Origin of the sequence: Limnohabitans sp. 2KL-27, from assembly GCF_001269345.1 — a bacterium.
Taxonomy (GTDB): domain Bacteria; phylum Pseudomonadota; class Gammaproteobacteria; order Burkholderiales; family Burkholderiaceae_C; genus Limnohabitans_A.
Map to the genome: position 1 here is coordinate 1,466,835 of NZ_CXOP01000002.1, position 24,288 is coordinate 1,491,122.

18 protein-coding genes and 1 tRNA gene are annotated in these 24,288 nt (G+C 62.1%); 18 read left to right on the forward strand and 1 reads right to left on the reverse strand.

Translation table 11 applies throughout. From position 1 onward, the window contains the following. The first annotated feature begins 113 nt into the window (after positions 1-113). Genes recC through recD form a run of 3 tightly spaced genes read left to right on the forward strand, consistent with a single transcriptional unit; the run spans position 114 to position 9,447 of the window. Complete coding sequence (recC, locus tag LHAB_RS09915; RefSeq protein WP_090045859.1) at positions 114-3,662, forward strand: exodeoxyribonuclease V subunit gamma; 3,549 nt, start codon at positions 114-116, stop codon at positions 3,660-3,662. Then, positions 3,659-7,330, forward strand: a complete 3,672-nt coding sequence (gene recB, locus LHAB_RS09920) for an exodeoxyribonuclease V subunit beta (protein ID WP_090045861.1) — start codon at positions 3,659-3,661, stop codon at positions 7,328-7,330. Before recC ends, recB begins: the two co-directional genes overlap by 4 nt. Beyond that, the gene (gene recD, locus LHAB_RS09925) at positions 7,327-9,447 is read left to right on the forward strand and encodes an exodeoxyribonuclease V subunit alpha (protein WP_090045862.1); all 2,121 of its coding nucleotides are present in this window, start codon (positions 7,327-7,329) and stop codon (positions 9,445-9,447) included. The genes recB and recD overlap by 4 nt, the downstream gene beginning before the upstream one ends. 57 nt (positions 9,448-9,504) lie before the next feature. Here recD and LHAB_RS09930 read toward each other — a convergent pair whose 3' ends face one another. Then, positions 9,505-9,777 carry a hypothetical protein gene (locus tag LHAB_RS09930; RefSeq protein ID WP_090045864.1) on the reverse strand — a complete coding sequence of 91 codons (273 nt, stop codon included), beginning with the start codon at positions 9,775-9,777 and terminating at the stop codon, positions 9,505-9,507. Between the two features lie 101 nt (positions 9,778-9,878). Here LHAB_RS09930 and LHAB_RS09935 point away from each other — a divergent pair, with 101 nt between their 5' ends. From LHAB_RS09935 to nuoH, 15 genes are all read left to right on the forward strand, one after another. Next, on the forward strand, positions 9,879-11,063 hold the full coding sequence (locus LHAB_RS09935) for a pyridoxal phosphate-dependent aminotransferase (protein ID WP_090045867.1): 1,185 nt from the start codon (positions 9,879-9,881) through the stop codon (positions 11,061-11,063). 246 nt (positions 11,064-11,309) lie between these two features. Next, a complete protein-coding gene (rpsO, locus tag LHAB_RS09940; RefSeq protein WP_019428565.1) occupies positions 11,310-11,576 on the forward strand; it encodes a 30S ribosomal protein S15 in 267 nt (88 codons plus the stop codon). 210 nt (positions 11,577-11,786) lie between these two features. Continuing rightward, entirely contained in the window at positions 11,787-13,892 is a 2,106-nt protein-coding gene (gene pnp, locus LHAB_RS09945; protein ID WP_090045869.1) for a polyribonucleotide nucleotidyltransferase, read from the forward strand. Between the two features lie 51 nt (positions 13,893-13,943). After that, positions 13,944-14,954: an NAD(P)H-quinone oxidoreductase gene (locus LHAB_RS09950; protein WP_090045870.1), complete on the forward strand. Its 1,011-nt coding sequence runs from the start codon at positions 13,944-13,946 to the stop codon at positions 14,952-14,954. 5 nt (positions 14,955-14,959) lie between these two features. Then, positions 14,960-15,706 (forward strand): triose-phosphate isomerase, encoded by a 747-nt coding sequence (gene tpiA, locus LHAB_RS09955; RefSeq protein WP_090047880.1) that lies wholly within the window; start codon positions 14,960-14,962, stop codon positions 15,704-15,706. A 38-nt stretch (positions 15,707-15,744) separates the two neighbouring features. Then, entirely contained in the window at positions 15,745-16,140 is a 396-nt protein-coding gene (gene secG / locus LHAB_RS09960) for a preprotein translocase subunit SecG (protein WP_090045873.1), read from the forward strand. Between the two features lie 143 nt (positions 16,141-16,283). Further along, positions 16,284-16,368, forward strand: a tRNA-Leu gene (locus LHAB_RS09965). A 64-nt stretch (positions 16,369-16,432) separates the two neighbouring features. Beyond that, positions 16,433-16,792, forward strand: a complete 360-nt coding sequence (locus LHAB_RS09970) for an NADH-quinone oxidoreductase subunit A (protein WP_090045875.1) — start codon at positions 16,433-16,435, stop codon at positions 16,790-16,792. A 44-nt stretch (positions 16,793-16,836) separates the two neighbouring features. Further along, the gene (locus tag LHAB_RS09975) at positions 16,837-17,316 is read left to right on the forward strand and encodes a NuoB/complex I 20 kDa subunit family protein (protein ID WP_019428571.1); all 480 of its coding nucleotides are present in this window, start codon (positions 16,837-16,839) and stop codon (positions 17,314-17,316) included. A gap of 11 nt (positions 17,317-17,327) precedes the next feature. Further along, complete coding sequence (locus tag LHAB_RS09980) at positions 17,328-17,936, forward strand: NADH-quinone oxidoreductase subunit C (protein ID WP_090045877.1); 609 nt, start codon at positions 17,328-17,330, stop codon at positions 17,934-17,936. Position 17,937: 1 nt separating this feature from the next. After that, positions 17,938-19,191, forward strand: a complete 1,254-nt coding sequence (locus LHAB_RS09985; RefSeq protein ID WP_090045879.1) for an NADH-quinone oxidoreductase subunit D — start codon at positions 17,938-17,940, stop codon at positions 19,189-19,191. After that, on the forward strand, positions 19,188-19,676 hold the full coding sequence (gene nuoE, locus LHAB_RS09990; RefSeq protein WP_090045880.1) for an NADH-quinone oxidoreductase subunit NuoE: 489 nt from the start codon (positions 19,188-19,190) through the stop codon (positions 19,674-19,676). Before LHAB_RS09985 ends, nuoE begins: the two co-directional genes overlap by 4 nt. Continuing rightward, positions 19,676-21,076 carry an NADH-quinone oxidoreductase subunit NuoF gene (gene nuoF, locus LHAB_RS09995; RefSeq protein ID WP_090045882.1) on the forward strand — a complete coding sequence of 467 codons (1,401 nt, stop codon included), beginning with the start codon at positions 19,676-19,678 and terminating at the stop codon, positions 21,074-21,076. Before nuoE ends, nuoF begins: the two co-directional genes overlap by 1 nt. Beyond that, on the forward strand, positions 21,069-23,198 hold the full coding sequence (gene nuoG, locus LHAB_RS10000; RefSeq protein WP_090045885.1) for an NADH-quinone oxidoreductase subunit NuoG: 2,130 nt from the start codon (positions 21,069-21,071) through the stop codon (positions 23,196-23,198). The genes nuoF and nuoG overlap by 8 nt, the downstream gene beginning before the upstream one ends. Next, a complete protein-coding gene (gene nuoH / locus LHAB_RS10005) occupies positions 23,195-24,277 on the forward strand; it encodes an NADH-quinone oxidoreductase subunit NuoH (RefSeq protein ID WP_090045887.1) in 1,083 nt (360 codons plus the stop codon). The genes nuoG and nuoH overlap by 4 nt, the downstream gene beginning before the upstream one ends. Positions 24,278-24,288 lie beyond the last annotated feature (11 nt).

Sequence of the window (24,288 nt, forward strand, 5' to 3'; positions counted from 1 at the left end):
TGGCAGCGTGTGCTTAAAAATAAGGCAGCGCCGGGCTCTTGCCTTGAGCCTGGCGGAGGGCATGATTGCGGCTATTCTTAGCGCTTCGCTTGCTCCTGCGCGCTCTTCACTGCATGCCTGCATCCTCCATTTCGCCCGGCTTCATTGCCCTGCACAGCCACCGCTCTGAGGTGCTGGCCGACACCCTCACGGCTTGGCTGCGTGCGCACCCTTTGCTGCCGCTTGAGAGCGAAGTGGTCCTGGTGCAGAGCAACGGCATGGCCGAGTGGATCAAGATCGAGCTGGCCCGCCAAGGTGGAGCTCTGGGCGGCGTGTGCGCCGCCACGCGGGTGGAGTTGCCTTCGCGCTTTTTGTGGCGCACCTACCGGCAAGTGCTGGGTGCGGCCAATGTGCCGCCCGACTCACCGCTCGACAAACTGCCCATGACCTGGCGGCTGATGGCCTTGCTGCCGGGGTGTTTGGCAGACCCGGTGTTCCAACCCGTGGCGGGCTTTTTGCGTGGGGATGAACCCGACCGCCTCCTGCAACTGGCCAGCCGGCTGGCCGACCTGTTTGACCAGTACCAAATCTACCGCCCCGACTGGCTGCAGGACTGGGCCGCCGGGCGCAACGTGCTGCGCAAAGCCGCTGGCCATGATGTGCTGGGCGAAGACCAGCTCTGGCAGGCCGAACTCTGGCGGCGGGTGCTCGCCACCTTGGACGACACCCAGCGCCAAGCCACCCGGCCAGCATTGCATGCGCGGGCGCTGGCGCACCTGCAGTCGGGCCAGCCGCTGGCCAGCCCCGTGGCGCGGCGTGTGTCGGTGTTCGGCATGAGCCACATGCCGGGGCAGTTGCTGGAGATGCTGGCGGCGCTGGCCGCGCACAGCCAGGTGCTGCTGGCCGTGCCCAACCCTTGCCAATACCATTGGGGCGACATCATCGATGGGCGCGAGTTGTTTCAACACAAGCCCGCTCGAGGTCAACCCCGTGGAGGGAAAACCTTGGCGGATGTGAATCTGGCCAAGATGCATGCGCATGCACCCACCCTGCTGGCGGCCTGGGGTCGACAAGGGCGTGATTTCATACGCCAACTCGATGCGTTGGATGACATGCAATCGGCCTTGGCGATCACTCAGCTGAACCGTCTCGATTTTTTTCAGAATGTGCCCGGCGATGACGGCACGCGTTTGCTCGCGCAGCTGCAGCGGCGCATCCGCGATTTGGAGCCCTCCAGCGGTGGCACCCCAGCCCAGCCCTTGCAAAAGGATGACGCTTCGGTCACGTTCAGCGTGGCGCACAGCCCGGTGCGCGAACTCGAAGTGCTGCACGACCAGTTGCTGCAGTGGTTCCACACCTCCCCCGCGTCTTTGTCGCCGCGCGACGTGGTGGTCATGGTGCCCGACATCGAGCGCATGGCCCCGGCGATCCGCGCCGTGTTCGGCCAATACAAACGCAGCGATGCGCGTTTCATCCCGTACGACATTGCCGACTTGGGCGCACAGGCCATCAGCCCGCTGATCCACGCGGTCGAATGGCTGCTGGCCCTGCCGCATCAGCGCAGCCGCATGAGCGAGCTGGTCGAGTTGCTCGAAGTGCCTGCACTCGCGGCCCGCTTTGGCCTGAAGGAGGTGCATTTACCCACGCTCACGCGCTGGATGGCGGGCTCGGGCATCCGCTGGGGCCTGTCGGCCGAGCACCGTGCGGGTCTGGGCTTGGGCGTGTGCGGCGACGACAACTCGGCGCTGTTTGGCGTGCAGCGCATGCTCATGGGCTACGCCTGTGGGGCCGACGCGGTGGACGATGACCTTGCATCGGGGGTGTCTCCCTATGCCGAGGTGGGGGGGCTGGACGCCGAGCTGGCGGGGTCGCTCGCCCACCTGCTGCAGGCCCTGATCGACTGGTGGAAAACCTGCACGCAAAGCGCCACGCCCGTGCAGTGGGCCGAGCGCTGCCGCGCCTTGCTGGCGGCCTTGTTCAAGCCGCGTGACGACAACGACCGCAACGCGCTGGCGGCACTCGACCAGGCGCTGAACGACTGGGTGCGTGCTTGCGGCGAAGCGGGCTTTGCCGAGGCCGTGCCTTTGGCCGTGGCCAGATCGGCTTGGCTCGAAGCTTTGAAGGCCCCCCGGCTGGAGCAGCGCTTTCGCGCAGGCGGTGTGACGTTTTGCACGCTCATGCCCATGCGGGCGATCCCCTTCCAGGCGGTGTGTTTGCTGGGCATGAACGATGGCGACTACCCGCGCCGCAGTCCGCGGTCCGACTTTGACCTGATGGGCCTGCCGGGCATGGCGCGTCCGGGTGACCGATCGCGCCGGGATGACGACCGCCAGCTCATGCTCGAGGCGCTCTTGTCAGCGCGGCAGTTCTTGTACGTGAGCTGGAGCGGCCGCAGCGTGCGCGACAACAGCGAACAACCGCCCTCGGTACTGGTGTCGCAACTGCGCGATGAGATCGACCTGCTCTGGGGCAAGGACACGGCCCACGGCCTGACCACGGTGCATCCGCTGCAGCCGTTCAGCCGCGCTTACTTTGAAGCGGGCAGTGGTTTGCAGACTTATGCCAAAGAGTGGCAAGCTGCACAAATTGGATCGCCACGCTCCGCTCGCGATGAGCTTGCTTTTGAAGCGTCATCGCCAGGAGCGCAGCGACGTGGCGATCCATGCTGGCTGCCCCCACTGCAATCGGCCAACGACCAGCCGCCCGTCATCACCCTGTCTCAACTTGCCCGCTTCCTGCGCAAACCAGTGGGGGCGTTTTTTCGTGAGCGGCTGCAGGTGCATTTGGAAGATGAGCGCAGCGAGCTGCACGACGATGAACTGTTTGGCCTGGGCGGGCTGGATTTGTACCAGTTGCTCGACCACGAACTGCAGCATGTGCCTGCCGATTTGAGTGCAGACGAACTGCCCGGCCATGCAGCGCGTGGGGTGCAATGGCTGCGCTTGTCCGGGGCCTTGCCACTGGCGGGTGTGGGCACGCTCGAAGCACAAAAGCTCACCCACATCCTGCAAACCCAGCTGAGCGCGGCGCTGCGCGAGCGACAGGCTTACCCCGAAGCGGCCGAGCGCGTGCTGGTCGACCAAGCACACCCGCAGATTCACCCACAAGTGAGTTTGCAGGATGCGCTGGGCGGTGTGCTGGCCGGTGAGGGCGGGCCAATGCGCTTGAGCCTGCGTGCCAACAAGCTGGTCAGCATCTCCAAAGCGGGCACGGCCACGGCAATGCCTGAAAAACTCATCGACATTTGGCTGCAATCGCTGGCCGCTGCCGCCATGGGGCATTCACTTCGCTGTGTGGTGGTGGGCCGCAATGCCGTGGTGCGTGTGCCGCCACAAGACCCTGAGGCCGCCCGTGCCCAGTTGCAGGTGCTGCTGGCCACCTGGGCCGAGGGCATGCGCTGGCCGCTGCCCCTGCCGCCGAGTGTGGCCTTGCAGTGGCTCAAGGACAAAGAAAACACCAACGCGTTGGCCGATGCCTACGAAGGCAGCGATTTCAAGAGCGCTGAAAAAGACCAAGACCCGGCCCTGGCCCGAACCTACCCCACGGTGGAAGACTTGCTGGCCACGGGCGCCCTGGACCGGCTGGCGCAGGCGGTGTATGCACCGCTCAAGGACTGGGCGGCGCAGACCCAAGTCGAGGTCTTGCCCGATGCGCCTGCAGACGATGAAGGGGATCTGGCATGACGACCGCCCACGCCTTGGATGCCCACAGTTTTCCGCTGCGCGGCAGCCACCTGATCGAAGCGAGCGCCGGCACGGGCAAGACCTGGACGATTGCCGCGCTGTATGTGCGCTTGGTGCTGGGCCATGGCGACGCGGGCACCGCACCCGTGCGCCCCATGCTGCCGCAAGACGTGCTGGTGATGACCTTCACCCGCGCCGCCACCCGTGAGTTGTCAGACCGCATCCGCGCCCGCCTGACCGAGGCGGCGCAGGTGTTCCGGGGCGTCGCCCAAACGGACGACGCCTTCTTGAATCAACTCAAGGGCGAATTCCCCGAAGGTGCGCCTCGAGAACAAGCCGCGTACCGGCTGGCGCTGGCCGCGCAGGCCATGGACGACGCGGCCGTTTACACCATCGACGCTTGGTGCCAGCGCATGTTGCGCGAGCACGCCTTTGACAGCGGCAGCCTGTTTGAAGAAACCCTGGTCGGCGACGAAGCCGCGCTGCGCCTTGAGGCCGTGCAGGACTACTGGCGCCAGCAGCTCTACCCCATGGCCACACCGCTGGTGGCGCAGGTGCAGCGCGTCTGGCGCGATGTGCCCGCGCTCGACAAGGACATGCGTGCCCTGATGGCGGTCCCTTTGGCCGACCCTGTTCCCGGCTCGCTGGCGCAGGTCTTCGGTGGGGCGCTGGCCGAGCGCGATGTGCAACTGACGGCACTCAAGCAGGGCTGGAGCGAGAAGGCCGACAACTTGTTGGGCTGGATCGAAGGGCAGCTGGCCGCCAAGAAGCATGGATGGAATGGTTCAATTCTGCAGGTGGGGCGCTCCAAGAAGTGGATGGATGCACTCAAAGGCTGGTCGCAAAGCTGTGGGGATGCGAAGGCATTGAAAGATGCAATGGGTACAGGCTGGGATCGTCTGACACCCAATGGCCTGCTGGAGTGTCGCAAAGAAGGCGATGTCGTTGAGCTGCCGCCCGAGTCTCAGGCCTTCGCTGATCTGCAAGCCGCTTTGTTGGCCTTGCCTGAACCCGCACAAGCCGCCCGCCTGCACGCCCGCACCCATGTGCTGCAGCGCATGGCCGAGCTCAAGCGTCGCAGTGGGCTGTTTGGTTTTGCCGACATGCTGCAGCGCCTGGATGTGGCGCTGGCCGAACCCGAGTCGGGTGCGCGTCTGGCGAAGCGCCTGCGCGAGCAATTTCCGGTGGCCATGATCGACGAGTTCCAGGACACCTCGCCGCTGCAGTTCCGCATCTTTGACCGCATCTACCGCACGGATACCAACGATCTGGACTGCGCGCTGCTGCTGATCGGCGACCCCAAGCAATCCATCTACGGTTTTCGCGGAGCCGACATCGACAGTTATTTGGCGGCTCGCTTGGCCACCGCAGGTCGCCACCATGTGCTGGGCATCAATTATCGCTCCACCCCAGCGGTGGTCGATGTGGTGAACCGCTGGTTTGAAATCCCCCAAGATGCCTTTGGCTACCAGCGGGGTGAGCAAAACCCGCTGCCTTTTCAGAGCGTCAAGGCCCATGGGCGCAGCGAAGTGTTCACCGCCCGCGACGGGGCTGTGAAAGCCATGACCGTGGTGCACGACGCCACACTGCGCAGCCAGCGCGATGCGCAGACACACCTGTCGGCCCTGTGCGCCGAGCAGATCGTGGATTGGCTGAGTGACCCAAGGGCCCGCTTTGTGGACCCAGAGAAGGGCGATAAGCCGCTTCAGCCCAAAGACATCGCCGTGTTGGTGCGCACAGGCAAAGAGGCCGCTGCCGTGCGCGATGCCTTGCGCGTGCGGGGCGTGGCCTCGGTCTACCTGTCGGACCGTGACTCGGTGTTTGCCAGCGACGAAGCGCAGGACCTGTGTCTGTGGCTGCGCGGCGTGGCCGAGCCGCAAGACATGCGGCGCGTGCGCGCCGCCTTGGGCACGCGCACGGTGGGCCTGTCACTGGCCGAGTTGCACGACTTGGCCACGCAAGACGAGTTGCTCGACCAACGCGCGGAGCAGATGCGCGACTTGCGAGGGGTTTGGCAAGGGCAGGGCGTTTTGGCCATGTTGCGCCAGTCGCTGCATGTGTTGCAACTGGCCGGACGCTGGCGCGGACAGCCCGATGGCGAACGCCGCTTGACCAATGTGCTGCACCTGGCCGAACTGCTGCAGACCGCCAGCAGTCAGCAGGTTGGGGAGCAGCCCCTGATCCGCTGGCTGGCCCAGCAGATCGAGGAAGTCAAAGCGGGGGGCGCAGGCGACAGCGAAGAACAAACCGTGCGACTGGAGAGCGACGAAGACCTGGTCAAGGTCATCACCATCCACGCCAGCAAAGGCCTGGAGTACCCGGTGGTGTGCCTGCCCTTTGCGCACAGCCACCGCATGATGGAGGCCCACAAAACCCCGGTGTTGCAGCGCGATGACGGCGATGGTGAGCGGCATTGGACTTTGGACTTTGACAAGGACGACACCCGCACGGCCGACCAAGACCGCCTGCGGGAAGACCTGCGCCTTTGGTACGTGGCGCTCACGCGTGCGCGGCATGCCCTGTGGGTGGGCTGGAGCCCGGTCACGCGGGGTTCGGGCAAAAGCTGTGTGAACCACAACAGTGCTGCCGGCCATTTGTTGGGCGGCGGTGACGCCATCGATGAAGCGGGCTGGTGGCCTAAGCTGCAAGCGCTGGAAAAAAATGCAAAAGAGCAGTCCTTATCGGTGCAGTTGGTGCGTGCGAGCGAAGTCGTGCCGCGCACCGTTTGGCAAAGGCCTGTGCGCACCGCCGAACTGCGCCAAGCGTTGATCAGCAACGCACGCATCGACAAGTCTTGGTCCATCGCCAGTTTTTCGCGGCTCACGCGCGACCTGTCTTCGCAGCCCCATGCATCGATGAGCACGCACATGGTCGCGTCGCGACCGGCCGATGACGAACCGACCGAAGACGCACAGACCCTGCCCATGCCCGCAGTCCCTGCGGGTTCTTTGGCCCCGTGGCACGGCTTTGCCAAAGGCCCGACCGCAGGCAACTTTTTGCACGACCAACTCGAGTGGCTGGCCGCTGATGGTTTTATGCTGGACGCGCCCAAGGTCGAGCGCCTGAAAAAGCGCTGCGAAAACGCAGGCTACCAAGCCCAAGCCGAGGTCGTGGTGCAGTGGCTCACCCGTGTGGTGGCAAAGCCCCTGCGCGGTCCCGGTGTGCCGCTGAACGCGCTGGGCACCTTGCTGCCAGAGATGGAGTTCTGGCTGCCTGCCCAGCGGCTGCACGCCCGCGAGGTGGACGCGCTCTGCCAGCAGCACCTGTTGCCCGGCGTGAGCCGCCCACAACTGCCCGACGCGCAGTTGCATGGGATGCTGATGGGCTTTGCCGACTTGGTGTTCGAGCACCAAGGCCGCTACTGGGTGCTCGACTACAAGTCCAACCACTTGGGTGCAGACGATGCGGCCTACACGCCGCAGGCCCTGGACGAGGCCATGGCCCAGCACCGCTATGAGGTGCAGGCCGCGCTTTACATGCTGGCGCTGCACCGCTTGCTGCGCAGCCGACTGGGCGAGGCCTATAACCCAGCGCAGCAACTGGGCGGCGCGGTTTACCTGTTCTTGCGTGGCATCGACGGGCCTGCGGGCGGCTGCTGCACCTTGCCTGCGTCGCTCGAATTGCTCGATGGGCTCGACGCCATGCTCAATGCCGAGGTCATGTCATGAGCTTGCGCAAGACAACCCGCCTGACAGCCGTCGCCACCACGCAAATGGATTGGCTCAACGACCTACCCGCCCAAGGCCTGAGCGCCGCTCAAACGTTGCAATGGCTGCAGCTGTGGACCGAACAAGGCCTGCTGCGCCACATCGACAGTGCCCTTGCGGCCCAACTGCTGCGGCTCGATGGCCAAGCCAGTCCCGCGCTTCTGGTGTCGGCGGCCTTGCTCGCGCAAATGGAAGGGCGTGGCCACACCTGCCTGCCCTTGGCCGACCTGTGCACACCGCCTGTGGCGCTGCTGGCTTGGCCCGCTGTGGCGGTCGATGGACCGCAAGGCTTGCGTGCGCTTTGGGCGCACCTACCCGCCACGCTGGCCGACTGGCAAGCCGCTTTGCAAAGCAGCCCATCCCGAGCCTGTTCGCGTCTGAGCGATGCACCCGACCAAGGCCAGCCGCTGGTGCTGGGCGGCACGGCCCATGAACCGCTCTTGTACCTGCGCCGCTATGCAGGCTACGAGCAGCGCGTGGGCCAGGGTCTGTTGCAACGGGTCAGCGAACCGTTGCCTGTGCCCGAGGCGGCGGCACGCCGCTGGCTGGACCGTTTCTTTGTGCCCAGTACCAAAGCACCTGCCGAAACCGATTGGCAAAAGGTGGCCTGCGCCGTAGCGCTGCGTGCGCGTCTGTCGGTCATCACGGGCGGGCCGGGCACAGGCAAGACTTACACCGCAGCCCGCCTGTTGGCTTTGCTGCTGGCACTGCACGAGGGCGACAGCCCGCTGCGCGTGGCGCTGGCCGCGCCCACGGGCAAGGCGGCGGCGCGGCTCAAGCAATCCATCGACAACGCACTGACCAGCCTGCAAGATCAGGTGCCAGAGGGCAGCGGTCTGGACTTGATCTCGCTGATCGCCCGCATGGGTCCAGCACGCACCTTGCATTCGCTGCTGGGTGCACGGCCCGACACGCGCCAGTTCAGACACCACGCGGCCAACCCGCTCGATGTGGATGTGCTGATCGTGGACGAAGCCTCGATGGTGCACTTGGAAATGATGGACGCGCTGCTGCAGGCGCTGCCCGCCACGGCGCGGCTGGTGCTGCTGGGCGACAAGGACCAGCTGGCCTCGGTGGAAGCGGGCGCGGTGTTGGGCGACCTGTGCCGCGACGCCGCCGCAGGCCGCTACAGCGCAGACACTGCGCAGTTTGTGCAGACCGTGACCGGGCAGACCTTGCCAGTGCCATACCTGTTCTCAGGTGCCGCGTCCGCGCTGGCCCAACAGACCGTTATGCTGCGTGAAAGCCGCCGCTTCAAAGGCGCGATCGGCCAGCTGGCCCTTGCAGTGAACCGGGGTGACGCCGCTGCAGCCCGCGCAACGCTCCTGACTTCTGTGGGAGCGAGCCCTCGCCCGCGAACGCCCGCCGCAGGCACCGCCCACCCCGAAGCCAGCACACTGCTTGCCCTGCAGCCCAACAGCCCCCAAGCCGTCTGCGAGCTGGCCCTGGGCTCGTCAGGCAAACCGTCTTACGCCGACTACCTGCTGCGGATGCAGCAGGGGCCGGCAGGGCAGGACGCCGAAGCCCACACCGCTTGGGTCCGCGATGTGCTCCAGGCTTTCGAGCGCTTTCGCATTTTGTGTGCGGTGCACCAAGGTGACTGGGGCACTCAAGGTCTGAACGCCGCAGTGCAAAAAGCCTTGGCTAATGGCGGCTTGCTCCACGTCTCGGGTGAATGGTTTGCTGGTCGGCCCGTCATGGTCACGCGCAATGACGCACAGCTGGGGGTGTTCAATGGTGACGTGGGCGTGGCCTTGCCCAACACCGAGGGCAAGCTCAAGGTCTGGTTCCTCGACGGCGAGGCGCTGCGCTCGGTGAGCGTGATGCGCCTGGCGCAGGTCGAAACCGCTTGGGTGATGACGGTGCACAAAAGCCAAGGCTCTGAATTCGAGCACACCGCGCTGGTGCTGCCGCCTGGCGGAGCCGAAGTTTTGTCACGCGAACTGGTCTACACCGGCATCACGCGGGCGCGTGAACAATTCACCTTGATGGAGGCCGAGGCGGGCTTGCTGGAAGCGGCCATGGCCCGCCCCAGTGTGCGGGCCAGTGGGCTGGCGCAGGCGTGGGCTCTGGACTGAGTGGACGCGAGCCCTTGCTCGCGAAAGGTCGCACGCACCCGTGCTCGCTTGGGGCACCTAACTGGCAAACCCTTCGCAAGCCCCGGCATTGGCCTTGCCCCGGCATTCACGCAGCAAGCGTTTGTCGCGCTCGGCCTTGCTCTCGCCCGTGGTCGTGTTGGCGGGCGGCTTGGGGGCTTTGGCTGGTTTCGGTTTTTGGGCCTTGGCAGGCTTTTCTGCCACCGTGACTGCGGTGAACGGGTCTGCTGCCAGGCTGGCCGGCGGCATGGCCAGCCAGCACAGCCCCCCAACCACACTGGCGAGCGTGAGCCCCAAATATCTGGGTGTCATGGCTTTCTCCCTGTTGCTTGTTGTGCCCTTCATCATAGGCAAGCGCTGCGCTTGTGCAAGGGGTGACACCTTCAGTGCGGGCCAGCCGTTACGATGAGGACATGAACCGAAATACTGCCCCTTTCATGCGTCAGGCCGTCATGGACCTGGAAGAGTCTCGCATCCGCGAAGTCGCCAATGCAGGCATGGGCCGCCCCGATGTGCTGGCCTTCTGGTTTGGTGAGTCCGACGAGGTCACGCCCGACCTCGTGCGCCAGGCCGCCATCGATTCCATGCAGCGTGGCGAGACCTTTTATTCGCACAACCTGGGCCTGCCCGAGTTGCGCGAGGCTGTGTCCGACTACATGTCGTCGTTGCACGGACCCATGGGCGTAGACCGCTTGGCCATCACCTCGGGCGGCGTGAACGCCTTGATGCTGGCGGCGCAAGCGCTGGTGGATGCGGGCGACGAGGTGGTCGCCGTCACGCCGGTTTGGCCCAACCTCACGGCGCAGGCGGTGGTCATGGGCGCAAATTTGAAGTGCGTGTCGCTGCGCCCGGTGGGTGGGCAGTGGCAGCTTGACATGGCCGCGCTCAAATCGGCAATCACCCCTGCCACGCGCATGCTGATCGTCAACTCGCCCAACAACCCCACGGGTTGGACGCTCAGCCGCGCCGAGCAGGCCGAGATCCTGGCGCATTGCCGCAGCACCGGCACCTGGGTGCTGGCCGACGAGGTGTACGAGCGCCTTTATTACGAAACCGACACCGCCAACGGCTGTGCGCCGTCGTTTCTGGATGTGGCCGAGCCCGACGACCGCCTGGTGGTGGTGCACAGCTTTTCCAAGAGCTTTTTGATGACCGGTTGGCGTCTGGGCTGGCTGGTCATGCCCGCCGCCATGACACCCCACATGGGCAAATTGATCGAGTTCAACACCTCGTGCGCTTCCGTTTTCACCCAACGGGCCGGCGTGGTGGCGCTGCGCCACACCGCCGACATCACCCCCCGTGTGGTGGCCCACCTCAAGGCCTGCCGCGACACGCTGGTGCCTTTGCTGCAAGCGTTGCCAGGCGTGCAACTGGCCCCTGCCCGGGGCGGCATGTACGCGTTTTTCAAGCTCGAAGGGCACCCGGATGCGGTGCTCACCGCCAAACGCCTGGTGGCCGAAGCCGGCCTTGGTCTGGCCCCTGGTGAGGCCTTTGCCCCCGAGGCGGCGGGTTGGCTGCGCTGGTGCTTTGCCTCCAAAGACCAGGCGCGCTTGAGTGAGGGTGTGGAACGGCTCAAGGCGTGGCTGGCCAAGAATTAATTGGGATCTGACCCCAATTAATTCTTGCAGGTCGGCTCTTTCTGGGCCGACGTTGGTGGGTTTGGCGCAGGCGCCAGGACGGGGTGGGCGCCGCTGGACCGCGTGTTCCGGGGGCACTTTCGGGCTATAATCCGCCTGTTTTGCGATTTGCAAAGCGCACGCCTACAGCTTTTCCGGCCGTTGGCGCAAGTCATTCACCCGCTGAAATTCGTCACTGAAGGCCAGCGAAACAACAAGGAAAAACCCATGATTGCATCTTCAATCAAGGCTGAGGTCGTCAAGGCCAACGCACGTGCTGCCAACGATACGGGCTCCCCAGAAGTCCAAGTGGCTTTGCTCACAGCCCGCATCAACGAGCTGACACCTCACTTTAAAACACACGCCAAAGACCATCACGGTCGCCGCGGTCTGCTGCGCATGGTGAGCCGTCGCCGCAAACTGCTGGACTACCTCAAGTCCCGTGATGCTGACCGTTATGTTGCGCTGATCGCCAAACTTGGCCTGCGTAAATAACTGTCTGTCCAGATGAAAAGCGCCTGAGTTAGTTCACTAGCTCAGGCGCTTTATTCTTTTTTTCAGTCGGAATTTGTCACAAAGAACCCGCGCTGTGTCATTCCACAAGGCTTTTTAGTCAAGGTTTTGTGGAATGGCATCGAGTTCAGAGCGTCAACTTCCGGGCCCACAGTGCAGCCTCATGCGCTTTTGTTTTCAGGAGTTCTGAACATGTCTATTTTTAACAAAGTCACCAAAACCTTCCAGTGGGGCCAGCACACGGTCAAGATGGAAACCGGCGAAGTCGCCCGCCAAGCCGGCGGCCCTGTGCTGCTCGACATGGAAGGCACCGTGGTGCTGGCCACCGTCGTGGGTTCCAAGATCGCCAAGGCCGGTCAAGACTTCTTTCCCCTGACGGTCGATTACATCGAGAAAACTTACGCCGCAGGCAAGATCCCTGGCAGCTTCTTCAAGCGTGAAGCCAAGCCCAGCGAGCACGAAACCCTGACCAGCCGCCTGATCGACCGCCCGATCCGTCCTCTGTTCCCCGAAGGTTTCTACAACGATGTTCACGTGGTCATCCACACCGTGTCCTTGAACCCTGAAGTCGACGCCGACATCGCCGCGATGATCGCCGTGTCGGCCGCTTTGTCCATTTCGGGCATCCCATTCAATGGCCCCATCGGTGCGGCCCGTGTGGGTTACATCAACGGCGAATATGTCCTGAACCCCGGCCAGACACAGCGCAAAGACAGCGTGATGGATCTGGTGGTGGCCGGCACCGAAGCCGCTGTGCTGATGGTCGAATCTGAAGCCCTGCAACTGTCCGAAGAAATCATGTTGGGCGGCGTGGTGTATGGCCATGAGCAATCCGCGATTGCCATCAACGCGATCCACGAGTTGGTCCGCGAAGCTGGCAAGCCAGTTTGGGACTGGCAAGCGCCTGCCCGCGACACCGCCTTCGAAGCCAAGCTGGCCACATTGGCCGAAGAAAAGCTGCGCACTGCTTACCAAATCCGCAACAAGCAAGCCCGTACACACGCTTGCCGCGAAGCCTACGCTTCGGTCAAAGTCGCTTTGGCTGAAGAAGGCGTCGCCTTTGACAGCGTCAAGCTCGACGGCTTGATGTTCGAAATCGAAGCGCGCATCGTGCGCAGCCAGATTTTGGCCGGTGAGCCCCGCATCGACGGCCGCGACACCCGCACGGTGCGCCCCATCGAAATCCGCAACAGCGTGCTGCCCCGCACCCACGGCTCGGCCCTGTTCACCCGTGGCGAAACCCAGGCTTTGGTGATCACCACCTTGGGCACCGAGCGCGATGCCCAGCGCATCGACGCTCTCGCTGGCGAGTTCGAAGACCGCTTCATGTTCCACTACAACATGCCTCCCTTTGCCACTGGCGAAGTGGGCCGCATGGGCTCGACCAAGCGCCGCGAAATCGGCCACGGCCGTTTGGCCAAGCGTGCTTTGGCCGCTGTGTTGCCGACCAAAGAAGAGTTCCCCTACACCGTGCGTGTGGTGTCCGAGATCACCGAATCGAACGGCTCTTCGTCCATGGCTTCGGTCTGCGGCGGCTGCCTGTCGATGATGGACGCCGGTGTGCCGATGAAAGCCCACGTGGCCGGTATCGCCATGGGCCTGATCAAAGAAGACAACCGCTTTGCGGTGCTGACCGACATCCTGGGTGACGAAGACCACCTGGGTGACATGGACTTCAAAGTGGCCGGTACCACCAACGGCATCACCGCGCTGCAGATGGACATCAAAATCCAGGGCATCACCAAAGAAATCATGCAAGTGGCTTTGGCTCAGGCCAAAGAAGCGCGCATGCACATTCTGGGCAAGATGCAAGAGGCGATGAGCGAAGCCAACACCGAAGTGTCTGATTTCGCGCCCAAGCTCTTCACCATGAAGATCAACCCCGAAAAAATCCGTGACGTGATCGGCAAAGGTGGCGCGACCATCCGTGCCCTGACCGAAGAAACCGGTTGCCAGATCAACATCGAGGAAGACGGCACGATCACCATCGCTGCGACCGATGGCGAGAAGGCCGACATCGCCAAAAAGCGCATCGAACAGATCACGGCCGAAGTCGAAATCGGCAAGGTTTACGAAGGCCCGGTCACCAAAATCCTGGACTTTGGTGCTTTGATCAACCTGTTGCCTGGCAAAGACGGTTTGCTGCACATCAGCCAGATCGCGCACGAGCGCGTGGAAAAAGTGACCGACTACCTGAGCGAAGGCCAGATCGTCAAAGTCAAGGTCATGGAAACCGACGAAAAAGGCCGCATCAAGCTGTCGATGAAGGCTTTGCTGGACCGTCCCGCTCAAGGCTAAACAGCGCGGGTGTCGGGGGTCTTTGATCACCCGATACCGCGTGGCTTCACCATGAACGTCATTGAAATCCAAAGCTACGGCGCCCCAGCGGTGCTGGTGACCGGCTCACGTCCCGACCCTGTGGCCGGGGCAGGGGAGCTGCTCATTCGCGTCTCGGCCAGCGGCATCAACCGCCCCGATGTGCTCCAGCGCACCGGCAACTATCCTGTGCCGCCGGGCGCCTCGGATATTCCGGGTCTGGAGGTCGCGGGTGTGGTGGTGTCGGGCGATGCAGTGGCCATGGCCGAAGCGGGTTTCGCAGTGGGCGACCGGGTGTGTGCCTTGGTCGCTGGCGGTGGTTATGCGCAGCTGTGCGTGGCCCCGGTGGCCCAGTGTTTGCCGGTTCCGAAGGGCCTGACGGACATCGAAGCCGCTTCGCTGCCCGAGACCTTCTTCACCGTGTGGAGCAATGTCTTCGACCGTGGTCGTTTGCAAGCGGGTGAGACCTTGTTGATTCAAGGTGGCACCAGTGGCATCGGTGTCACGGCGATTCAGATGGCCAAGGCCGCGGGTGCCAAGGTGATCGCCACTGCGGGTTCTGACGAAAAATGCCAGGCTTGCTTGGCATTGGGCGCTGACCATGCGATAAATTACAAAACCACCGATTTCGTGGCCGAGGCCAAGCGCCTGACGGGCGGCGTGGGGGTCGACGTGATTTTGGACATGGTCGCGGGCGACTATGTGGCGCGTGAAGTCGAGTCTCTTGCCGAGGACGGGCGTCTGGTCATCATCGCGGTGCAAGGCGGCCTCCAAAGCGGGTTCAATGCCGGCTTGGTGTTGCGACGCCGTTTGACGATCACAGGTTCGACCTTGCGTCCACGTCCCGTGGCCTTCAAGGCGGCCATCGCCCAGGCTTTGCGCCAAACCGTGTGGCCCTGGATCGAGTCGGGTCGCATCAAGCCGGTCATCCACAGCGTGTTTGCTGCAACGGAAGCTGGCGGTGGTTTGCCATCGGGTGCGGCGCAAGCCCATGCCTTGATGGAGACGAATCAACATGTGGGCAAATTGGTGGTGACTTGGTGATGGGCATGGCCAGCAAATTGATGGTGGGCAACTGGAAGATGCATGGCAGCTTGGCTGCCAATGCGTCCTTGTTGTCAGAAATCTTGAGCGGCATGGGCGGCGTGAATTGCCGTGCTGCGCTGTGCGTGCCTTCACCTTATCTGACCCAAGCTCAGAGCTTGTTGGCCGGTTCAGCCTTGGCGCTGGGTGCGCAAGATGTCTCTGATCACGAATCGGGGGCTTACACCGGCGAAGTGTCGGCAGCCATGTTGCGTGATTTTGCGGTGCGTTATTGCCTCGTGGGCCACTCGGAGCGACGTCAGTACCACGGTGAGACCGATGCTGTGGTGGCTATCAAGGCGCAACGCGCTTTGTCTGTGGGCATCACGCCGATTGTGTGTGTGGGCGAGCGTTTGGCCGAGCGCGAGGCAGGCCTGACCGAGGCGGTGGTCAAGCGCCAATTGGCCGCTGTCATTCATGCCAACGGCCATTGCATCAGCGAAATCGTGGTGGCCTATGAACCTGTTTGGGCCATTGGCACCGGATTGACGGCCACCCCCGAGCAGGCGCAAGGTGTGCACGCTGTGCTGCGTACCCAATTGCAGGCCGCTACAGCGCAGGCTGAACGGGTGTCCATTTTGTACGGTGGCAGCATGAATGCCGCCAATGCCTCGTCCTTGCTGGCCCAGCCCGATGTGGATGGTGGCCTGATCGGTGGCGCATCGCTCAAGGCGACTGATTTTTTATCGATGTTGAAAGCCGCTTCGCGCTGAGCTTTCTATCCCTCTTTTCATATTTTCGGAGTATTCAGATGAGCGTGATGTTGACTTTGATTTTGGTGGTGCAGATGTTGTCGGCTTTGGCCATGATTGGCCTGATCCTGATCCAGCAAGGCAAGGGCGCTGACATGGGCGCCGCCTTTGGCAGCGGAGGCTCGGGCAGCTTGTTTGGTGCCACGGGCGGTGCCAACTTTCTGTCGCGCACCACAGCGGTGTTGGCGGCGGTATTTTTTGTGTGCACCTTGATGCTGGCTTATTTCAGCAACGCACGTCCCGTTGCCCCTTCGGGCAGCGTGCTCGAAGGGGCCGCAGTGACCGCGCCAGTTGCGCCTGCCTTGCCCGTTGACAGCAGCACCGCCGCACAAATCCCGGGCAACACGCCCACTGCCAAGCCTGACAACAGCGTGCCACCTGCACCTGCGAAGTAAGTTGCTGTTCAGCTTTGTTGCTCTGCACAATTTTCCCTGTTTCCAGAAGGAAATGGTGACGTTTTCAGAGTAGAATTTGTGATTGTCCGGAGAGCTCAATGCGCCACTCGGCGCGCCTCATGCAACACGGTCAAACGTATCCAGCCGTCGTGGTGAAATTGGTAGACACGCTATCTTGAGGGGGTAGTGGCGAAAGCTGTGCGAGTTCGAGTCTCGCCGACGGCACCAGATAAACAGAAAAGCCCATGCCGAAAGGCTTGGGCAATTCATTCGGTGATACCGCAAGTCCAAAATGAACCTCGACCAGTACCTTCCCATTCTCTTGTTCATTTTGGTCGGCATCGCTGTCGGCATCATTCCCCAGGTTTTGGGCTACATCCTCGGCCCCAACAAACCTGACGCGGAAAAAAATTCCCCTTACGAATGCGGCTTTGAAGCCTTTGAAGACGCCCGCATGAAGTTCGATGTGCGCTACTACCTGGTCGCCATCCTGTTCATCTTGTTTGACCTGGAAATCGCCTTCTTGTTCCCTTGGGCCATTGCGCTCAAGGAGGTGGGCTTGGCCGGTTTTGTGGCCGTGGTGATCTTTTTGGCCATTCTGGTCGTGGGCTTCGTCTACGAGTGGAAAAAAGGCGCCCTGGACTGGGAATGACCGTTCGCACTGACAACAACATTCAGCCTGCTTGAGGATAAAAAATGATTGAAGGCGTGATGAAAGAAGGCTTCATCACCACGAGTTACGACTCGGTGGTGAATTGGGCCAAAACCGGTTCGCTCTGGCCCATGACCTTCGGTCTGGCTTGCTGCGCGGTGGAGATGATGCATTCGGCCACAGCCCGCTACGACTTGGCCCGATTTGGTGCCGAGGTGTTCCGCGCCAGTCCACGTCAGGCCGATTTGATGATCGTGGCCGGCACCCTGTGCAACAAGATGGCGCCGGCCCTGCGCAAGGTGTATGACCAGATGTCCGAGCCGCGCTGGGTGATCTCCATGGGGTCTTGCGCCAACGGCGGTGGTTACTACCACTACAGCTATTCGGTGGTGCGCGGTTGTGACCGGATTGTGCCGGTGGATGTGTATGTGCCGGGCTGCCCACCCACGGCTGAAGCGCTGATCTACGGCATCATCCAGCTGCAGCAAAAAATCCGCCGCACGCACACCATTGCGCGCGCTTGAAGGGAATGACGATGACCGATTTCGCCATTCGCCCCGAAGACCTGCAAGACACCCTGGCTGCGGCCCTGGGTGATCGGGTGCAGAAAATCACCATCGCTTTGGGCGAGGTGACCCTTCATGTGAACGCACAGCATTACCTGAGCGTGATGCAAACCTTGCGTGATGCGCCGGGCTGCCAATTCGAGCAACTCGTTGATTTGGCCGGCCTCGATTACTCTGCTTACCGCGATGTGGGCACCGATGGCCCCCGCTTTGGTGTCACCGTGCATTTGTTGTCGGTCAGCCTGAACCAGCGCGTGCGTGTCAAAGTGCTCTGCCCCGATGACGATCTGCCTTTGGTGGATTCGGTCAACGCGATCTGGAACTCGGCCAACTGGTACGAACGTGAAGCGTTTGACCTGTACGGCATCGTGTTCGAAGGCCACAACGACCTGCGCCGCATCCTGACCGACTACGGTTTCATCGGTCACCCCTTCCGCAAAGACTTCCCCTTGTCGGGTCACGTTGAAATGCGCTACGACGCTGAGCGTCAGCGCGTGATCTATGAGCCGGTGAGCATCGAGCCGCGTGAAATCACGCCGCGCATCATCCGTGAAGAACACTATGGAGGCCTGAACTGACATGGCCGAAATCAAGAATTACACGCTGAACTTCGGTCCACAGCACCCTGCAGCCCACGGTGTGTTGCGTTTGGTGCTCGAGCTCGACGGCGAAGTGGTGCAACGCGCTGATCCGCATATTGGCTTGTTGCACCGCGCCACCGAAAAATTGGCCGAACACAAAACCTACATCCAGTCGCTGCCCTACATGGACCGCCTGGACTATGTGTCGATGATGTGCAACGAGCACGCCTACTGCCTGGCCATCGAAAAAATGCTCGGCTTGGAAGTGCCCAAACGTGCGCAATACATCCGTGTGATGTTCTCCGAAATCACCCGCATCCTGAACCACCTCATGTGGCTGGGTTCCCACGGCAACGATTGCGGCAGCTCGACCATTTTGATCTACACCTTCCGCGAACGTGAAGACCTGTTTGACATGTACGAGGCCGTGTCTGGCGCACGCATGCACGCGGCGTATTTCCGCCCCGGTGGCGTATACCGCGACCTGCCAGACAGCATGCCGCAGTACAAGGTCAGCAAAATCAAGAACGCCAAGGCCATCGAGCAGCTCAACAGCAACCGCAATGGCTCCTTGCTGGACTTCATTGACGACTTCACGCAGCGCTTTCCCAAGTGCGTGGACGAGTACGAAACCTTGCTGACCGACAACCGCATCTGGAAGCAGCGCACCGTGGGCATTGGCGTGGTGGCGCCTGAGCGTGCCCTGAATCTGGGCATGACCGGCCCCATGCTGCGCGGCTCCGGCTTCGCCTGGGACTTGCGCAAGAAGCAGCCTTATGACGCCTACGACGAGGTGGAGTTTGATGTGCCCGTGGGCAAGACCGGTGACAGTTACGACCGTTACCTCGTGCGTGTGCAAGAGATGCGCGAATCGAACCGCATCATCCAGCAGTGTGTGAAGTGGCTGCGTGCCAACCCGGGCCCCGTCATCACCGACAACCACAAGATCGCGCCACCTTCACGCGAAGGCATGAAGTCCAATATGGAAGACTTGATCCACCACTTCAAGCTCTTCACCGAAGGTTTTCATGTGCCGGAAGGTGAGGCCTATGCGGCGGTCGAACACCCCAAGGGCGAGTTCGGCATTTACATGGTGAGTGACGGCGCCAACAAACCGTACCGCCTCAAAATTCGCGCCCCGGGCTTTGCCCATCTGGCCACCCTCGATGAAATGGCCCGTGGCCACATGCTGGCCGATGCGGTCGCCATCATCGGGACCATGGACATTGTTTTTGGAGAGATTGACCGATGATCTCTGAGTCAACCAAAGCGCGCTTTGCGCGTGAAGTCGCCAAGTTCCCTGCGGATCAAAAGCAGTCGGCCGTCATGGCCTGCCTGTCGATCGTTCAGCAGGAGCAGGGCTGGGTCAGCCCCGAGAGTGAGCAAGTCGTGGCAGAAGTCCTGGGCATGCCGGTGATGGCTGTGCACGAAGTGACCACCTTCTACAACATGTACAACCAAAAGCCGGTTGGCAAGTTCAAGCTGAACGTTTGCACCAACCTGCCTTGCCAGTTGCGTGGCGGTGCCCAGGCGCTGGCCCATCTGGAGCATAAGTTGGGTGTGCATGTGGGTGAAACCACGCCCGACGGCCTGTTCACCTTGCAGCCCAGTGAGTGCCAAGGCGCTTGTGCCGATGCGCCGGTGCTGCTGGTGAATGACCGCCACATGTGCAGTTTCATGAGCCATGAAAAACTCGACCAACTCGTTGACAGCCTGAAGAAAGCCGAGGCCGCCTGATGAACGTCGAACAAATTCTCAGCCAATTCCAAGCCACAGGCGTGGAAACTTGCTTCCATGATCGCCACATCCATCCGCAAATTTATGCCGGTCTGAATGGCCAAAACTGGGGCATCAAAGACTACGAAGCGCGTGGCGGCTACGCGGCCTTGCGCAAAATTTTGGGCAAAGACGGTGCTGAGCCCAATGCGGAGACCGGTGTTACCGGTATGACCCAAGACCAGGTGATTGCCACGGTCAAAGAGTCCGGCCTGCGTGGTCGCGGCGGCGCGGGTTTCCCTACGGGGCTGAAGTGGAGCTTCATGCCTCGCCAGTTCCCAGGCCAAAAGTATTTGGTGTGCAACTCGGACGAAGGCGAGCCGGGCACATGCAAAGACCGCGACATCATGGAGTACAACCCCCACACCGTGATCGAAGGCATGATCATCGCGGCGTATGCCATGGGCATCAGCGTGGGCTACAACTACATCCACGGCGAAATTTTCCACACCTACGAGCGCTTTGAAGCGGCCCTCGAAGAGGCCCGCGCCGCTGGCTATTTGGGCAACAGCATCCTGGGCAGCACCTTCAGCTTCCAGCTGCACGCCTCGCACGGTTTTGGCGCTTACATCTGCGGCGAAGAAACCGCTTTGCTTGAATCGCTCGAAGGCAAAAAAGGCCAGCCGCGCTTCAAGCCGCCGTTCCCAGCCAGCTTTGGCTTGTACGGCAAGCCCACCACCATCAACAACACCGAGACCTTCGCGGCGGTGCCCTGGATCATCCGCAACGGTGGCCAGGCTTACCTTGAATGCGGCAAGCCCAACAACGGCGGCACCAAGATCTTCTCGGTCAGCGGTGATGTGGAGCGCCCCGGCAACTACGAAGTGCCCATGGGCACCCCGTTTGCCAAGCTGCTTGAACTCGCCGGTGGCGTGCGCGGTGGCCGCAAACTCAAGGCCGTGATTCCCGGCGGTTCGTCATCGCCCGTGATTCCTGCCGACTTGATGATGAAGCTCACCATGGACTACGACAGCATTGCCAAAGAAGGCGGCTCGATGTTGGGTTCGGGTGCGGTGATCGTCATGGACGAGACGCGTTGCATGGTCAAGGCTTTGGCGCGCTTGTCTTACTTCTACTCGCACGAATCCTGCGGCCAATGCACCCCATGCCGCGAAGGCACAGGCTGGCTCTGGCGCATGGTGGACCGCATCGAACATGGCCAAGGCCGTGCCAGCGACATCGACATGCTCGACAGCGTGGCCGGCAACATCATGGGCCGCACGATTTGCGCCTTGGGTGACGCAGCGGCCATGCCGGTGCGTGGCATGCTCAAGCATTTCCGTCACGAATTTGTACACCTCATCGAACACAAGACCTCCCTGGTCGGTGCCGATGCAACAGCGGTGAAGACCCATGGTTGAAATAGAACTCGACGGTCAGAAAGTGGAAGTTGCCGAAGGCAGCATGGTGATGCATGCCGCTGAAAAAGCGGGCACCTACATCCCCCATTTCTGCTACCACAAGAAACTCTCCATCGCGGCCAACTGCCGCATGTGCCTGGTGGAGGTCGAAAAGGCCCCCAAGCCCATGCCAGCCTGTGCCACGCCCGTGACGCAAGGCATGATCGTGCGCACCAAGAGCGACCGGGCGATTGCCGCCCAGAAGTCGGTCATGGAATTTTTGCTGATCAACCACCCACTCGATTGCCCCATCTGCGACCAGGGCGGTGAGTGCCAATTGCAAGACTTGGCCGTGGGGTATGGTGGCAGCACCTCCCGCTACGAAGAAGAAAAGCGCGTGGTTTTCCACAAGGAAGTCGGCCCGCTGATCTCGATGGAAGAGATGAGCCGCTGCATCCACTGCACACGCTGCGTGCGCTTTGGCCAAGAAGTGGCCGGTGCCATGGAGCTGGGCATGTCTCACCGTGGCGAGCACGCCGAGATCGAAACCTTCTTGGGCCAGACCATCGACTCAGAGCTCTCGGGCAACATGATCGACATCTGCCCTGTGGGTGCTTTGACCAGCAAGCCTTTCCGCTACCACGCCCGTACGTGGGAGTTGTCGCGCCGCAAGTCGGTGGCCGCGCACGATTCGTCGGGTGCCAACCTGATCGTGCAGGTCAAAAACAACCACGTCATGCGCGTCGTGCCCCTGGAAAACGAAGACGTCAACGAGTGCTGGATCGCCGACCGTGAGCGCTTCTCTTACGAAGCCCTGAACGGCCCCGACCGCCTGACACGCCCCATGCTCAAGCAGGGTGGTGAGTGGAAAGAGGTCGACTGGCAAACCGCCCTCGAATACGTGGCCAACGGCCTGCGCAATATCCAGCGCGACCATGGTGCGGGCAGCATTGGCGCATTGGTCAGCCCGCACAGCACTTTGGAAGAGTTGTACTTGGCTGGCGCCTTGATGCGTGGCCTGGGGTCAGACAACATTGACCACCGTCTGCGCAACGCCGAGTTTGCTGTAGCCGAGGGCGTGCGTACCTTGGGCACCTCCATCGCATCACTGAGCACATTGCAGCGCGTGCTGGTCGTGGGCTCCAACCTGCGCAAGGACCACCCGCTGTTTGCCCTGCGCGTGCGCCACGCCGTGCGCCATGGCGCTCAGCTGAACGTCATCACATCGCCAGCGGCTTTCAGCCACGCCGACGCTTGGGCCATGCCCGTGGCGCAGTCGGTGCTGACCGATGCCTCGGGCTGGGCGCAAGCCTTGGCCGATGTGGCCGCTGCCATTGCTGCAGAAAAGGGTGTGAGCGCTCCCGTGTCCTTGAGCACCACAAGCGGTGCGGGCAACGTCACCGCCCAAGCACAAGCCATCGCCAAGTCCTTGATCGGCGGCGAGCGCAAAGCCGTGTTGCTGGGCAACGCCGCAGCCCACGCTTCGAATGCGTCGACCCTGTTGGCTCTGGCCAATTGGATCGCTGAGCACACCGGTGCCAGCGTCGGTTACCTGACCGAAGCGGCCAACACCGTGGGTGCGCAGTGGGTGGGTGCCCAGCCGCAAACCGGTGGCAAGCACGCCGGCCAGATGCTGGCCGGTGGCCTGAAAGCCGCGATCTTGCTGAACACCGAACCCGAGTTCGACAGCGCTGCAGGTGCTGCCGCAGCCCAGACTTTGGGCCAGGCCGACATGGTCATCACGCTCAGCCCCTTCAAAGCCAACATGGCGTTCAGCGATGTGTTGTTGCCCATTGCCCCGTTCACCGAAACTTCGGGCAGTTTTGTCAATGCTGAAGGTCGCTTGCAAAGCTTCCATGCCGTGGTCAAGCCTTTGGCCGAAACCCGTCCCGCTTGGAAAGTGCTGCGCGTATTGGCCAATCTGCTCGACATCCCAGGCGTGGCTTTTGAAACGTCCCAAGACGTCTTGGCCCGTGCCACAGCCAAGCCCATGACCGCGTCCAACGCCACGCGTGCCGCGATCACCTTGACCGCCACGACGACAGCTCCCGTGAGCGCTTCAATTTACCAACTTGACGGCATCGTTCGCCGTGCGCCGTCTTTGCAGCTGACCGCAGACGCTCGCCAGGAGGTGACCCCATGATTGACGCGCTGTACAACGGCGGCCTGAATTTGGTGGCTGCCAGCTGGTGGGCCACTTTGGTTTGGCCTGTTTTGTGGATCCTGCTCAAGATTGTTGCCATCCTCGCGCCGCTGATGGGTGCGGTGGCTTACCTGACACTCTGGGAGCGCAAGCTCCTGGGCTTCATGCAAGTGCGCCATGGCCCCAACCGGGTGGGTCCCATGGGCTTGCTCCAACCCATTGCCGACGCGCTCAAGCTCTTGACCAAGGAACTGATCAACCCGACAGCGGCCAGCTTGGGTTTGTTTCGCCTCGGCCCGATCATGGCCATCATGCCGGCCTTGGCCGCTTGGGTCGCGATTCCCTTTGGCCCCGAGCAGGCGCTGACCAACATCAATGCCGGCTTGCTGCTGGTGATGGCGATCACCTCCATCGAGGTGTATGGCGTGATCATCGCGGGTTGGGCCTCCAACTCCAAATACGCCTTCTTGGGTGCGCTGCGTGCATCGGCCCAAATGGTCAGCTACGAAATCGCCATGGGCTTTTGCTTCCTGGTGGTCTTGATGGTCTCGGGCAGCATGAACCTGACCGAAATCGTGTTGGCGCAAGGCAAGGGCCAGATGGCCCACATGGGCCTGGGCTTCCTGTCCTGGAACTGGCTGCCGCTGCTGCCGATTTTCTTGGTCTACCTGATCTCGGGCGTGGCAGAAACCAACCGCCACCCCTTTGACGTGGTCGAAGGCGAAGCCGAAATCGTGGCCGGCCACATGGTCGAGTACTCGGGCATGGGCTTTGCCATCTTCTTCCTGGCCGAGTACGCCAGCATGTGGCTGGTGTCGATCTTGGCCGTGATCATGTTCCTGGGTGGCTGGTTGCCGCCCATCGACAGCGCTTTGTTCAACGCCATTCCTGGCTGGATCTGGCTGGGTCTGAAGACCTTCTTGGTCGTGTCCATGTTCATCTGGATTCGCGCCACCTTCCCGCGCTTCCGCTATGACCAGATCATGCGTCTGGGCTGGAAGATTTTCATCCCGGTCACCCTGGTGTGGCTGCTGGTGGTGGGCGTTTGGCTTCACTCGCCATGGAACATCTGGAAATAAGCGGTGCACCA